The following is a 13568-nucleotide window of genomic DNA, read 5'->3' on the forward strand; positions in this document are numbered from 1 at the left end:
TCTTTGATGTATCGTTCCATCAGTATACGCATGATTTGCATTGCATTCGTAAGAAAATCATTAGAATCAAGTAAATGAATGGGTTGGTGTACATTGGTAAGATCAAAAAAGCCCTGAAGAAAACCTTCAGGGCTAGGCAGGAAGCTGGCAAATAGCCAGGAGTCCCTATGCAGTGGTCGGTTTTACCCTAAACAGAATCGCAAACATTACTGGCACTACAATCAGTGTCAGTACTGTAGCAAAACCAAGACCTGCCATAATCGTTATTGCCATCGATCCAAAGAAGGCATCGAAGACGAGTGGAATCATCCCCAAGATGGTCGTCAGAGCAGCCATACTTACCGGACGAACACGACTGATCGCACTATCGACAATCGCGAGATAAGGCTCTTTCCCTGATTCCAACTCAAGGTTAATTTGATCAAGCAACACAATACCGTTTTTCAAAATCATGCCACTTAGGCTCAGCAAACCAAGGAATGCTGTAAAGCTGAACGGCATATTAGTGGTAAGTAAACCAAAGGCAACACCAATGATCGCCAACGGCACGGTGAACCAAATGACCAACGGCTTTTTAATTGAGTTAAACAGCAAAATAGTAATGATGAACATCAACAAGTAACCCATCGGCAACGAACCAAACAGACCTTCTTGCGCATCTTTCGATGATTCATACTCACCACCCCATGTGATTTCGTAACCTTCTGGAATATGCAGTGCCATCACTTTAGGCTGCACACGCGTAAACAAGCTTGCCGCCGTGTCGTCGCTCAACACATCGTGGTCAGCGAGCACAGTTAACGTGCGCTTGCGGTCACGACGCTGAATTAGCGGCTCGCTCCAATCCAATTTAACGCCATCAATCACTTGGTCGACCGGAATATACGTTTGCAGTGATGGGCTCCAAATGGTCACGTTTTGTAGTGATTCAAAGTCCACGCGTTCTTCTTCAGGAAGGCGCGTCATAATTGGCAAAGTGTGTGTACCATCACGTAAGTAACCCAACGTGCTACCACCAAACGCCATTTGCAGTGTGCTTGAAAGATCTTCTTTCGAAATGCCCAAGCGACGAGCTTTAGACTCATTGAAAACAGGCACAAGCTCCTTAGTACGCTCTCGCCAATCGTGACGAATGTTTCGGGCACCAGGGTCGGTATGAAGGATGTCTTCAACTTGCACCGCTAAATCACGTAAAACTTGTGGATCGGGACCAGTAATACGCGCTTCGATCTTAGACGCTGGTGAAGGGCCAAATTCCATCAATTTAAATTGAAATGTCGGTGCATCAAACGTCTTCGCAAGGTTAGCATCTAACTTGTGCAACAAACCGAACATGCTCTCACGATCAGTGGCGCGAACTTGGAACTGGGCGTACGCTTCGTAGCTTTTCTCTGGCTGGTAAGTCAGAGCGAAACGCTGCAAACCCTGCCCAATTGAAGCAGAAACAAAGTCAATATCATCTTGCTGACGAATGTAGCTTTCGACCTCTTCAGCTTTTTTGATCGTTTCGCGGATGTCCGTACCTTCTGGCATCCACATATCAACGTAAAACATCGGCGTGTTCGATGGTGGGAAGAACTGCTGTTTTACATTACCAAATGCCACGACAGCACCCACTAATAGCGCGAGCATGCCAGCAACCGTTAGCCAACGGAATCGCAGTGCGAATTTCAGCGATGCGCCAAATACAACAAACAGCCAACCTTTATAGGGATCTTCTTCGTTGGTATCTTGGCCCTTGTCCTCTTCTTTCAACAATAGATCTGCGAGGAATGGCGTCAGCGTAATAGCGGTAATCCAGCTCAAAAATAGTGAGAAACACAGCACCCAGAATAGAGAGCCCATGAACTCACCCGTTGCATCTTGCGACAAACCGATAGGTGCAAAAGCCGTAATCGCAATGATGGTTGCGCCAAGCAAAGGCCACTGTGTTTGCTTTACAATATCGACGGCCGCTTGAACTTTAGTCCGCCCTTTTTTTAGGCCAACCAAGATGCCTTCCACGACCACAATCGCGTTATCAACCAGCATACCCAGAGCAATAATTAACGCGCCAAGAGAAATACGGTGCAGCTCGATATTGTTGTAGTTCATCAAGATGAAGGTACCGAACACCGTCAATAACAGCACGACGCCAATGATGACACCACTGCGTAAGCCCATCGTAAACAGCAGAACGATGATAACGATCGCCACTGCCTCTGCTAGGCTAATTACGAACGCTTTCACGGACTCATCCACTTCATTGGCTTGGTTGTAAAAGTAGTTCATATCGATGCCAGCAGGCTTGATAGACTCAAGGCTCGCAAGCTCCGCATCCAAACGTTCGCCAACCTCAACCACGTTCACACCTGACGCAAACGAGATACCGATATTAATTGCTTTTTGACCGTTAAAGAGTACGACGTTGCTTGGCTTCTCTTGGATACCACGAGAAATCGTTGCTACATCTTTTAGACGAATTAGGTTCCCAGTGTCACGACCATGAATGATCAAGTTTTCTAGCGCTTCTACGGTGTTTAAGGTACCACTTGGACGAATGACAAGGCTTTCGCCATTGACCATCACTTCCCCTGCTGAAACCACATTATTTTGTTGGTTCAACAAGCTCGCAACCACGTTCATGTCTAAGTTCAATGCCGCAAGGCGGTCAAGAGAGATCTCAACAAACAGCATTTCTTGTTGATCGCCCGTGATATCCACCTTTCCTACGCCATCAACCAGCTCGATTTCACGAGTCAAGTAATCAGCATAGCGTTTTAGCTCGACATAATCGTAATCGTCACCAGTGAGCATCAGCATCACACCATAAACGTCACCGAAATCATCAATGATCTGCAAAGATTGTACGCCCTGAGGCAAAGTTGGTCGCAAGTCATTAATTTTACGGCGCATTTCATCCCAAATTTGCGGCAGTTCATCAGGACCATAGTCCATTTCCATACTGACCGTGATTTGAGACATACCATCAGAAGACGTAGAGGTAATTTTGTCTATATAAGGAAGCTTTCGAATCTCTTTTTCTAAAGGGTACGTCAGCTCTTCTTCAACCTCTTTCGACGTCGCGCCAGGGTATGTTGAAATGATCATGGCATCTTTAATCGTAAATGCCGGGTCTTCTAGTCGTCCAAGCTCCAAAAACGACGTTAGACCACCAACAGCAAGGATAATAATAAACAACCAGCTGATGACTTTATTTTTTATTGAGTACTCAGCAATGTTCATTATTGTTTATTCTCCACAACATCCACATGTTTCCCTTCACGTAATTTACGTAGGTTTGAATTAATCAGAACGTCGCCTTGCTTAACTCCTGACGACACAATGGCTCCGTTGCCATTCACTTGGGAAATCATCACAGGCACCCGAGTGACAACGTCACCCTCTTTTTTCCATACAAAGAACTCATTCTCTTCGCTGCCCGCTTGAAGCGCCGTCACTGGAATACTGTAACCATCGATGGAGGTAATCCCCGCTTTCACCATATCGACCAGAACACTGACGCTGGTTCCCGGCAATATCTCTGGTTTTGGCTGTGGCATCGTCAAATACATTTCGTAAGTTTGAGTTTCGGAGTTAGGCTCACTTGTGTGCTCTAAATAGTCCAAAGCAAATGTGTCATTAATGCCGGAGAAGGTTGCTCTGGGCTTGTAACTCATGTTGTCTGAATTTGGGTCCACCATAGCGAGAACATTATCGGAAAGCTCAATACGCACGTACACCAAATCGTTTTGGTATAGGTTCAACACCGGCTCTCCAACTGCCACACGTTCAAAACGCTCTTTGAAAACGTCCGACACTTTACCGGCGAACGGGGCAAATAAACGGGTGTAGTTCAATTGATTGGTGGCGTTATAGAAATTAGCCTCTGCCAACTCTTTATTAGCCGTTAGCTCATCAAGCTCGGCCTTTGAGATCATCTGACGTGCGTGTAGGTCTTCGCCGCGTTTGAGCTGACGAATCGCCAGTGTATATTGCGCTTCTGCGTCATTTACGGCTTGCTTTTCTTTACTGTCATCCAACTTTGCGATCATTTGGCCTTGCTTAACAACGTCGCCCGCTTTCACCAACACGTGTTGAATTTCTCCCGCGCGGCGGAATGCCATAGGTGTTTGCTCTGCTGGTACAACTATTCCTTTAAAAGCTCGATATTGGCTTTGTACCGGCGCATCCACAGAGATAGTCGACACAAAAAGCGGCTGCTCGACGACAGCTTGGTTTTCATTTTTGCAACCCGTTAAAACTGCAAGCGCAATTGCAGAGATCGTAAATAGAGATCGTTTCATTAAATGCCTCCCTCACGAACCCAAGCTTTCACGACTTGTCCTTCGACCAGTCGCTCAACGCCAGCAACAACAACGTAATCATTGTTATCAAGCCCTGCTTTCACACCTCCAGAGGCATCAAGAGACACTGTGACTTTATTAACTTGCTGTGTGTTTCTGTCCATTACCCACACTTCGCCTTGCGTCTCTTTTTTGTTTACCCAAGCAGATTGAGGCAACGTCATCGCGTCCGATAGATGTTGTTTAGCTATGTGCACCTGCCCTGTCATACCTGTTAGCAAATTGCGATCTTCTGGTCGAGTGATGGTCACGATCGCCTCATAACTATTGGTATCGATGTTTGGCTGCGTCGAAATTTCTTTAAATTGCCCAGGAATACGTTTTCCTGGCTCGCTATCCATCGTCACCCACATATCGGAGTTTTGCAGTGACTCAAGTGATACAGATTCCGCATAACTTACTGGCAAGGTGAAAGACACATCCAACGTCGTGTTATCAATGAGATTCAAGATCTCCTGCTTCTCTGCTACTACTTGAAACGGGTTGACATAGGTATATGACACAATGCCATCAAACGGTGCATGAATTTTGGTATAGCTCAAATCGGTTTTAGCTTGTTCGTAGTTCGCCAATGCCGCTTTATATTGAGTTTCTTTCTGATCGTACTCATCAGTACTAATGAGTTTTTTTCCGTAAAGGTTTTTCGCGCGGTCCCATTGTGTTTTCGCTAACGCGTACTGCGCTTGAGCGGCATCTAACGCAAGCTGAAGATCTTTAGGGTCTAACGTTGCAAGCACTTCACCTTTTTGGACCTTTTGGCCCATGCGTACACGTAATTCATCAACCTCTCCACCAACCTGAAAAGAAAGCTGCGCGCGATGTGTTGCATCAATACGCGCTAAAAAGGCGTGCGAGTCTTCAAGTTCTAGGTTTTTCACCGCCAGTAATTTTACAGGTTTGATTAAAGGTTCAGACGGCTCAGAAATGGCTTTATTACACCCAGTTAGCATCCCAGAAAGACTTAATGTCACCACTGCGCCAACTAAAGTGCGCTTTAAATATTGTTTTCGCACCCGCTTTCTCCGTAGGTTTTATTTATTACACAGCCGTGCAGTATATGCAGAATTTGAAATCGATCAAGATATTTTCCAGGTGGAAAGCAAATTAATTAGTCAAAGCGTCCGGTTTCTGGTAAAAGTAAGCGCGTTGATTAATATTCGGGAAAATTCGAACTATGAATGAAAGAAAGCAGGGGCGTAGAAGTGCTGAAGCCGCAGAACAAACTAAGTGTCTGATCCTTAAGGTGGCAGCAGATATGTTTTGTGAACTTGGTTACGAGCGTGTCTCACTGCGCAATATCAGTGAAAAGGCTGGTGTTTCACATAGTTTGATCCGTCACCACTTCGGCAGCAAAGAGAAGATTTGGCAAGCGGTTAGCGACGCGATGGATGAATTCATGCAGTGCTATATGGCTGAATTAATCAATGAGATGCCTGAGAACACACCTTCGAATAGAAAAATTTATCTGTTCATGGTTCGCATGCTGGCATTTGCGCTCGTTAATCCTCACCCAGTACAGATGATCGCTGATGCTATTCGCCAAGGTGATGATGGTGCCCTGCTGCAGTATTTCTTAAAGTCAAAAGATGAGTTTGCTGCGATATTTACCGGAATTTTTGAGCAGTACAACAGTGAAAACCCTAACGCCCAATTTGATCAGTGGGAATCAAAGTGGCAGATGTTGATTTTTGCACATGGTGCAATCAGTCTTACTCCGATGATGCAAGAGACATGGCCTGACATCGCTGATAATCGCGAAAAAATGCTGATCAAACATTGGGAGTTGTTTAATACGATCATGGCGTCTCAGTTTGGGATTGCAAAAGAAGACATGATTCATCCGGAAAAACTTGAAGATATCGTTATCGACATGTGTTGTACAATAGACAAAGCGGTCGGATAAGGCTGCAGAAACTACGATAACTTCCAAGCGTATAAATAAAACCGATATACATAAAAATGCCGAGCTAGAAAGCTCGGCATTTTTGCTTGTTTCTTGCCTCGCGAATACGCGAAGAATGACAATAATGGGTAACCTAACCGCGGTAGTAACGTTGCGGTACAAACGGCATTTTCTCAACCGTCATTGGTAGCATTTTACCACGTACTTCAGCGAACAATTCGGTACCAATCGCAGCAAGATCAGCACGCACATAACCCATTGAGACAGGCTTACCTGCATTTGGACCCGCAGTACCGCTGGTTACAACGCCAATTTTAACGCCATCAGCATCAAACAATTCCGCGCCTTCACGGACTGGTGCTTTTGTTTGGCCAACCAAACCGACACGCTTGCGCGCCACATCTTTGGTCTCGATCTGCTTAAGAATAATATCCGCACCTGGGAAACCACCTTCACGTTCACCGCCGATACGACGAACCTTTTGGATGCCCCATAACAAGCTTGCTTCTACAGGCGTAGTTGTTGTGTCTAGGTCGTGACCGTATAGGCAAAGACCACACTCGAGACGAAGTGAGTCACGAGCACCAAGGCCAATCCATTCAACTTCCTCTTCCGCGGTCAGTTTACGTGCGAGTTCTTCTGCCTTGTCAGCAGGAACCGAGATCTCGTAACCATCTTCGCCAGTGTAGCCACTACGAGAAACAATGCATTCGGCGCCTAAAATATCGACTTTACGAATATCCATGAACAGCATGTCAGAAACTTCTGAGGCAAAACGCGCCAATACAGCTGCCGCTTTAGGACCTTGGATCGCAAGCAGAGCACGGTCTTCGATAATTTCTAGCTCAACACCAGATGGCAAATGCGCTTGTAGGTGTGCAATGTCTTGTTCTTTGCATGCCGCGTTCACAACCACAAAAAGATGATCGCCTAGATTAGCTACCATCAAGTCATCCATGATGCCGCCCTCTTCATTAGTGAAGAACGCATAACGCTGTTTACCAGACTCAAGATCCACAATATCCACTGGCACTAATGTTTCTAGGAACGCAGCTGCACCGTCACCAATTAGGCGAAGTTGTCCCATATGAGAAACATCAAACAGACCTGCGGCATCACGAGTGTGTAAGTGTTCCTTTTTTACGCCTAGAGGATACTGAACAGGCATATCGTAACCCGCGAACGGGACCATTTTGGCACCAACTTCAACGTGAAGTGCGTGTAGTGGTGTTTTCAGTAGTTCTTGAGTCATTTTCGTCTCCATTTAGATAGACCCGAGAATGCTATCGGCATTCGATGTGTTTCCAATAATAAACACGGCTCATTCTATTTTGCACGAACAAGACGTAGATCGACTTGCAAAAGTGTGACTCTTAACATTTTAATCACAACAAATCGTACAAAAAAAGCGCTTTAATGAGTGTGTTCTCATCAAAAAAGCGCCTTTTCATCATAACGACCACCGACAGCAATCGTTTGCTTTCACTATAGGAAATTTACAATAATTTATTACTATTTGGCTGTCACCCACAAAATGTGCGCATCTTCCTCGCTAACACTGGTCAACATATGTCCCATGTTCGCATCGTAATAGACGCTGTCGCCCTCGCTTAGAACGACAGGTTCGTAGAACTCAGAATAGAACATGACCTCACCAGATAAGATAAGCAGAAATTCTTCACCATCATGACGAACCCAGTCTTTATATTCATCAAAACTGCGAGCACGAATTTGGCTCTTAAACGGCATCATTTTCTTATTGGAAAGTTGAGTAGCGAGCAGTTCATGTTCATAGGTTTGCGTTGGGTGTGGTTTGCCTTCATTCTTCTTGGTAACATCCCTACGCCCTGTCGCAACCTTTTTTCTAGGTGGCTCAAAGAGTTGCGGCATATCAATTTGTAAGCCAAGCGCCAATTTTTGCATTGCTTGAAATGTCGGAGAAATCTGCTCATTTTCTATTTTACTCAGTGTAGAACGAGCAAGCCCTGTTCGCTGACTGGCTTCTTCTAGTGTAATACCAAGTTTTGAGCGGATATCCTTGATACGCTGACCCAGCTTTAATGGCTCGATATTTTGCTCATTTTGCTCTTTCGCTAACGTCATCGATGGGTATTCATCGTAAATACTTTCTGTCATAAATCCCTCTATAGATATCCTTATTTTTATCCTACTAGCATTGTGCATGAAGCACATAGTGGATAAAAGTCCACCAAGTGAATTAAACCGTGCTCTTGTTAACAATTTTTGAAATCTTGTTTCCTATAGGAAATTTTTGGTTGATTGTTCCCGCCGCAGGCGCTATGTTACCAACTTGTTAGATGTAGAGATGCATATTTCCGTAAGAGATTGGTAAAGGAAACACGCAATCCGACGGAGTTTTTGCCCACATTTAGGGCCGGATGTTCACTCTGTTCTGCTATGCAGTTCAGCTGTTTTGAGGACAAATGAACCACAACCGCAAATCATAATTCATCTATTGCGGGTTCATTTTAAGATTTGGAAGGTCAACTACCATGAATAAGAGTTACCCTAACCACAGCTTGGAAAACTTTTTCTCTACCAACCTCTCTGCGACAGATGATGCTGTCTTTGCTGGAATTCAGGCGGAATCCGCTCGCCAAAGCGAACAAATCGAACTTATCGCTTCTGAGAACATTGTTTCTAAAGCGGTAATGCAAGCTCAAGGCACATGCCTAACAAACAAATACGCTGAAGGTTATCCAGGTCGTCGTTACTACGGTGGTTGTGAGCACGTAGATACAGTGGAAGCCATTGCTATCGAACGCGCGAAAAAACTTTTTAATTGCGAATACGCAAACGTTCAACCTCACTCAGGCGCTCAAGCAAATGGCGCGGTGAAACTGGCTCTTCTTCAACCAGGCGACACCATTCTTGGCATGTCTTTGGACGCTGGAGGCCACCTAACACACGGTGCACGCCCTGCACTTTCTGGTAAATGGTTTAACGCAGTTCAATACGGCGTTGATCGCGAAACACTAGAAATCAACTACGACGACGTTCGTGCACTTGCAGTAGAGCACAAACCAAAGATGATCATCGCGGGTGGCAGTGCTATTCCACGCGTTATCGATTTTGCTAAGTTCCGTGAAATCGCTGACGAAGTTGGCGCAATTCTTATGGTCGATATGGCGCACATTGCTGGCCTTATCGCAACAGGTGCACACCCTAGCCCATTGCCACATGCGCATGTTGTGACCACCACAACACACAAAACATTGCGTGGCCCTCGCGGCGGTATGATCCTGACTAACCACGAAGACATCATTAAGAAAATCAACTCCGCCGTATTCCCTGGCCTACAAGGCGGCCCACTGATGCACGTTATCGCAGCAAAAGCGGTTGCATTTGGAGAAGCACTTGGCCCTGAATTTAAAACTTATATTGATTCGGTGATCAATAACGCAAAAGTCCTAGCGGAAGTATTGCAAACTCGCGGTTGCGACATCGTAACTGGTGGCACAGACACGCACCTAATGCTGGTTGACCTTCGCCCTAAAGGCTTGAAAGGCAACAAAGCAGAAGAAGCTCTAGAACGTGCTGGGATCACATGTAACAAAAATGGCATCCCATTCGATACAGAGAAGCCTATGATTACATCGGGCATCCGTTTAGGAACGCCTGCGGGTACAAGCCGCGGCTTTGGCGCTGAAGAATTCAAACTCATCGGTAATTGGATTGGTGACGTACTGGATGGTTTGGTGAACAACCCAGAAGGTGACGCAGACGTTGAAAAACGCGTTCGCAAAGAAGTAAAAGAACTTTGCAGTCGCTTCCCTCTTTACCAATAAACGATTTTTTAAAAATCACAATAATTCCTGACAAGTTATTTGGAGATTAAGCAATGGACAAAACACTGAAGTTTACAGATAGCCACGAGTGGGTACGTGACAACGGTGACGGCACAGTAACACTTGGTATTTCTGAGCATGCGCAAGAAATGTTGGGTGACGTAGTATTCGTTGACCTACCAGACGTAGAAGACGAAGTAGAAGCAGGTGAAAGCTTCTCTTTGGTTGAGTCTGTAAAAGCAGCGTCAGATATCTACTCTCCTGTTACCGGTGAAATCGTAGAAATCAACGAAGAACTAGAAGACAGCCCAGAGCTAATCAACGAAGAACCGTACGAAGGTGGTTGGATTGTGAAAGTGAAGCTTTCAAACCCATCTGAGTTGGATGACTTAAAAGACGCGGAAGAATACCTAAACTCTATCGAAGAAGAGTAATTAGGATGTGACGAAAGCTGTTCCCTAGCCTGTTTAGAGAGCAGCTTTTTTTCTAGGTTCGGACGTATAATTAAATGTGTCACTAACGACCATTCCCGTTACCCGAGCCAAGGAGTAGGTAAAGGACAATGACTGAATTACTTCAAAGCCTCAGCACACAAAATGAGTTCGTTGGACGCCACAACGGACCAAGCAAATCAGACCAACAAAAAATGTTGGATGCCATCAACGCGGTAAGCCTTGACGCCCTCATCGAAGAAACCGTGCCTGCACAAATTCGCCTAGAACAACCAATGACGTTGGCAGAAGCGAAAAGCGAAGCAGACATGCTAGTGACGATGAAGCAGTTTGCTAAACAAAACCAAATTAAACGTACATTCATTGGCCAGGGCTACTACAACACGTTTACTCCAAACGTCATTCTACGTAACGTGCTAGAAAACCCTGGCTGGTATACCGCTTACACACCTTACCAACCTGAAATTTCTCAAGGTCGCTTGGAAGCCCTTTTAAACTTCCAACAAATGATCATCGACCTAACTGGTATGGAAATCGCGAACGCCTCATTGCTAGACGAAGCAACAGCGGCAGCAGAAGCAATGACTCTGTGTAAGCGCGCAGGTAAGAGCAAGAGCAACGTATTCTTTGTGGCTGACGATGTTCACCCACAAACGCTAGAAGTAGTAAAAACTCGTGCAAAATTCATCGGCTTTGAAGTTCTGGTTGGTTCGCTAGAATCCCTACCAGAGCAAGACGTGTTCGGCGCATTAGTTCAATACCCAAGCACAACAGGTGAAGTTCGTGACCTAACGGACATTATCGCAAAAGCGCAAGCAAACAAAACGCTTGTCACTGTTGCGACTGACCTGCTTGCTTCTACCCTATTGAAACCTGCTGGTGAAATGGGCGCAGACGTAGCAATCGGTTCTGCACAACGTTTTGGCGTTCCTATGGGTTACGGCGGTCCACACGCGGCATTCATGGCAACGCGTGACAAACACAAGCGTACCATGCCAGGTCGTGTGATCGGTGTTTCTATCGATACTAACGGTAACCAAGCACTGCGCATGGCAATGCAAACTCGTGAGCAGCATATCCGCCGCGAAAAAGCGACATCGAACATCTGTACCGCTCAAGCATTGCTAGCGAACATGGCGTCTTTCTACGCGGTTTACCACGGCGCAGAAGGTCTACGCACTATTGCTCGCCGTACACACCATATGACTGCGATTATCGCCGCTGGCCTAACCAAAGGCGGCTTTGAACTTGCTCATAACAGCTTCTTCGATACCATCACGATCAACACAGGTTCAAAAACAGAAGAGCTTTACGCAAAAGCACTTTCAGCAGACATTAACCTACGTCTACTACCTGGCAAGCTAGGTATTAGCTGTGACGAAACAACCACGGTCGCTGATGTAGAAGCACTATTTGCAGTCTTTGGTGTAAAAGAAGACGTAGCAGCACTATCGACGGAAATCGCAGGCAACGAGTTTGCGGCAATTCCAGAAGCGCTACGCCGCACAACAGAATACCTGACTCACCCTGTATTCAATACGCACCATAGCGAAACGCAAATGATGCGTTACCTGAAACAGCTAGAGAACAAAGACTTCTCGCTAACGCACGGCATGATCCCACTAGGCAGCTGTACGATGAAGCTGAACGCAGCAGCAGAGATGATCCCAATCACTTGGCCAGAGTTTGGTTCTATCCACCCATTCGCGCCAGCAGAACAAGCGGCGGGCTATGCAGCACTAGCGAAAGATCTAAAAGAGAAGCTTTGTGAGATCACAGGCTACGACGCATTCTCACTTCAGCCAAACTCTGGTGCATCTGGTGAGTATGCAGGTCTTATCGCTATTCAACGTTACCACGAAAGCCGTGGCGAAGGTCACCGCAACGTATGTTTGATCCCGAGCTCTGCGCACGGTACAAACCCTGCGACAGCATCTATGGTGTCAATGAAAGTTGTCGTGGTTAAGTGTGATGAAGAAGGCAACATCGACATCGACGACCTAGCAGCGAAAATCGAGAAGCACAAAGACAACCTATCAAGCATTATGATCACTTACCCTTCTACGCACGGCGTTTACGAAGAGAAAGTGAAAGAAGTGTGTGAAATGGTTCATGCCGCTGGCGGTCAGGTCTACCTAGACGGCGCTAATATGAACGCGCAGGTTGGTCTAACATCACCAGGCTTTATTGGTTCAGACGTTTCTCACCTAAACCTACACAAAACCTTCTGCATCCCTCACGGTGGTGGCGGTCCGGGTATGGGTCCTATTGGTGTGAAATCTCACCTAGCGCCTTTCCTACCAGGCCATATTGAAGACGGCGTAGAAGGCGAAGATTTTGCAGTATCAGCAGCAGATATGGGTAGCGCTTCTATCCTACCGATCTCTTGGGCTTACATCGCAATGATGGGCGAAGCAGGCCTAACAGATGCAACAAAAGTAGCAATTCTGAACGCAAACTACGTGATGGAAACACTTCGCCAACACTACCCTGTTCTTTATCGTGGCAAAAATGGTCGTGTAGCGCACGAATGTATTATCGACATTCGTCCACTGAAAGAAGAAACAGGCATCAGCGAAGAAGACATTGCGAAGCGTCTAATGGACTACGGTTTCCACGCACCAACTATGTCGTTCCCTGTAGCGGGCACGCTAATGGTTGAGCCAACGGAATCGGAAGATCTAGAAGAGCTAGACCGCTTCTGTGATGCGATGATCGCTATCCGCGAAGAAATGGAAAAAGTGAAAAACGGTGAATGGCCACTAGAGAACAACCCTCTCGTTAATGCGCCACACACGCAAGTTGACCTTTCTGCTGAAGAGTGGGACCGTCCTTACTCTCGCGAGCTTGGCTGCTTCCCTTCTAAAGCGACCAAATCTTGGAAGTACTGGCCAACGGTAAATCGCGTGGATAACGTATACGGCGACCGTAACCTAATCTGTTCATGCCCAAGCATCGATAACTACGAAGATTAATTTTTGTAGAATCTAAGTAGACAAAGGCGAACCGTTTGGTTCGCCTTTTTGTTTATATTGCTGATGTATTAACTCACTTCTGG

9 protein-coding genes are annotated in these 13568 nt (G+C 46.0%); 4 read left to right on the plus strand and 5 right to left on the minus strand.

The annotated features are described in order from the left end of the window. Window positions 1-165: 165 nt before the first annotated feature. From ACHFJ9_RS01445 to ACHFJ9_RS01455, 3 genes are read right to left on the minus strand one after another with little or no spacing between them, the layout of a single operon-like run. The gene (locus ACHFJ9_RS01445) at window positions 166-3225 is read right to left on the minus strand and encodes an efflux RND transporter permease subunit (protein ID WP_395354893.1); all 3060 of its coding nucleotides are present in this window, start codon (window positions 3223-3225) and stop codon (window positions 166-168) included. Next, window positions 3225-4286, minus strand: coding sequence for an efflux RND transporter periplasmic adaptor subunit (locus ACHFJ9_RS01450; protein ID WP_109169935.1), 1062 nt, complete (start codon window positions 4284-4286; stop codon window positions 3225-3227). The genes ACHFJ9_RS01445 and ACHFJ9_RS01450 overlap by 1 nt, the downstream gene beginning before the upstream one ends. Next, window positions 4286-5359 carry an efflux RND transporter periplasmic adaptor subunit gene (locus ACHFJ9_RS01455; protein ID WP_395354895.1) on the minus strand — a complete coding sequence of 358 codons (1074 nt, stop codon included), beginning with the start codon at window positions 5357-5359 and terminating at the stop codon, window positions 4286-4288. The genes ACHFJ9_RS01450 and ACHFJ9_RS01455 overlap by 1 nt, the downstream gene beginning before the upstream one ends. Before the next feature lie 161 nt (window positions 5360-5520). On the opposite strand from ACHFJ9_RS01455, the gene vdeR reads away from it, so the two are divergent. Continuing rightward, window positions 5521-6249, plus strand: a complete 729-nt coding sequence (gene vdeR / locus ACHFJ9_RS01460) for an efflux transporter transcriptional repressor VdeR (RefSeq protein ID WP_006742273.1) — start codon at window positions 5521-5523, stop codon at window positions 6247-6249. A gap of 133 nt (window positions 6250-6382) precedes the next feature. Here the strand turns inward: vdeR and gcvT are convergent, their stop codons facing one another. Beyond that, the gene (gene gcvT, locus ACHFJ9_RS01465; RefSeq protein WP_053808456.1) at window positions 6383-7501 is read right to left on the minus strand and encodes a glycine cleavage system aminomethyltransferase GcvT; all 1119 of its coding nucleotides are present in this window, start codon (window positions 7499-7501) and stop codon (window positions 6383-6385) included. A 260-nt stretch (window positions 7502-7761) separates the two neighbouring features. After that, the gene (locus ACHFJ9_RS01470) at window positions 7762-8385 is read right to left on the minus strand and encodes a helix-turn-helix domain-containing protein (protein WP_395354898.1); all 624 of its coding nucleotides are present in this window, start codon (window positions 8383-8385) and stop codon (window positions 7762-7764) included. A gap of 377 nt (window positions 8386-8762) precedes the next feature. Here ACHFJ9_RS01470 and ACHFJ9_RS01475 point away from each other — a divergent pair, with 377 nt between their 5' ends. The 3 genes from ACHFJ9_RS01475 to gcvP all read left to right on the plus strand — a co-directional run bounded on the left by ACHFJ9_RS01475 (window position 8763) and on the right by gcvP (window position 13485). Beyond that, window positions 8763-10058 (plus strand): serine hydroxymethyltransferase, encoded by a 1296-nt coding sequence (locus tag ACHFJ9_RS01475; RefSeq protein ID WP_395203571.1) that lies wholly within the window; start codon window positions 8763-8765, stop codon window positions 10056-10058. A gap of 53 nt (window positions 10059-10111) precedes the next feature. Then, window positions 10112-10492 (plus strand): glycine cleavage system protein GcvH, encoded by a 381-nt coding sequence (gene gcvH / locus ACHFJ9_RS01480; RefSeq protein ID WP_046876056.1) that lies wholly within the window; start codon window positions 10112-10114, stop codon window positions 10490-10492. A gap of 128 nt (window positions 10493-10620) precedes the next feature. Beyond that, a complete protein-coding gene (gene gcvP / locus ACHFJ9_RS01485) occupies window positions 10621-13485 on the plus strand; it encodes an aminomethyl-transferring glycine dehydrogenase (RefSeq protein ID WP_046876055.1) in 2865 nt (954 codons plus the stop codon). The last annotated feature ends 83 nt before the right edge of the window (window positions 13486-13568 follow it).

The organism is Vibrio sp. D3 (assembly GCF_043995865.1).
GTDB lineage: Bacteria > Pseudomonadota > Gammaproteobacteria > Enterobacterales > Vibrionaceae > Vibrio > Vibrio diabolicus.

Coding starts and splice junctions, on each gene's coding strand:
- ACHFJ9_RS01445 (WP_395354893.1), bottom strand. CDS start 3,225: ATGAACATTGCTGAGTACTCAATAAAAAATAAAGTCATCAGCTGGTTG.
- ACHFJ9_RS01450 (WP_109169935.1), bottom strand. CDS start 4,286: ATGAAACGATCTCTATTTACGATCTCTGCAATTGCGCTTGCAGTTTTA.
- vdeR (WP_006742273.1), top strand. CDS start 5,521: ATGAATGAAAGAAAGCAGGGGCGTAGAAGTGCTGAAGCCGCAGAACAA.
- gcvT (WP_053808456.1), bottom strand. CDS start 7,501: ATGACTCAAGAACTACTGAAAACACCACTACACGCACTTCACGTTGAA.
- ACHFJ9_RS01470 (WP_395354898.1), bottom strand. CDS start 8,385: ATGACAGAAAGTATTTACGATGAATACCCATCGATGACGTTAGCGAAA.
- ACHFJ9_RS01475 (WP_395203571.1), top strand. CDS start 8,763: ATGAATAAGAGTTACCCTAACCACAGCTTGGAAAACTTTTTCTCTACC.
- gcvH (WP_046876056.1), top strand. CDS start 10,112: ATGGACAAAACACTGAAGTTTACAGATAGCCACGAGTGGGTACGTGAC.
- gcvP (WP_046876055.1), top strand. CDS start 10,621: ATGACTGAATTACTTCAAAGCCTCAGCACACAAAATGAGTTCGTTGGA.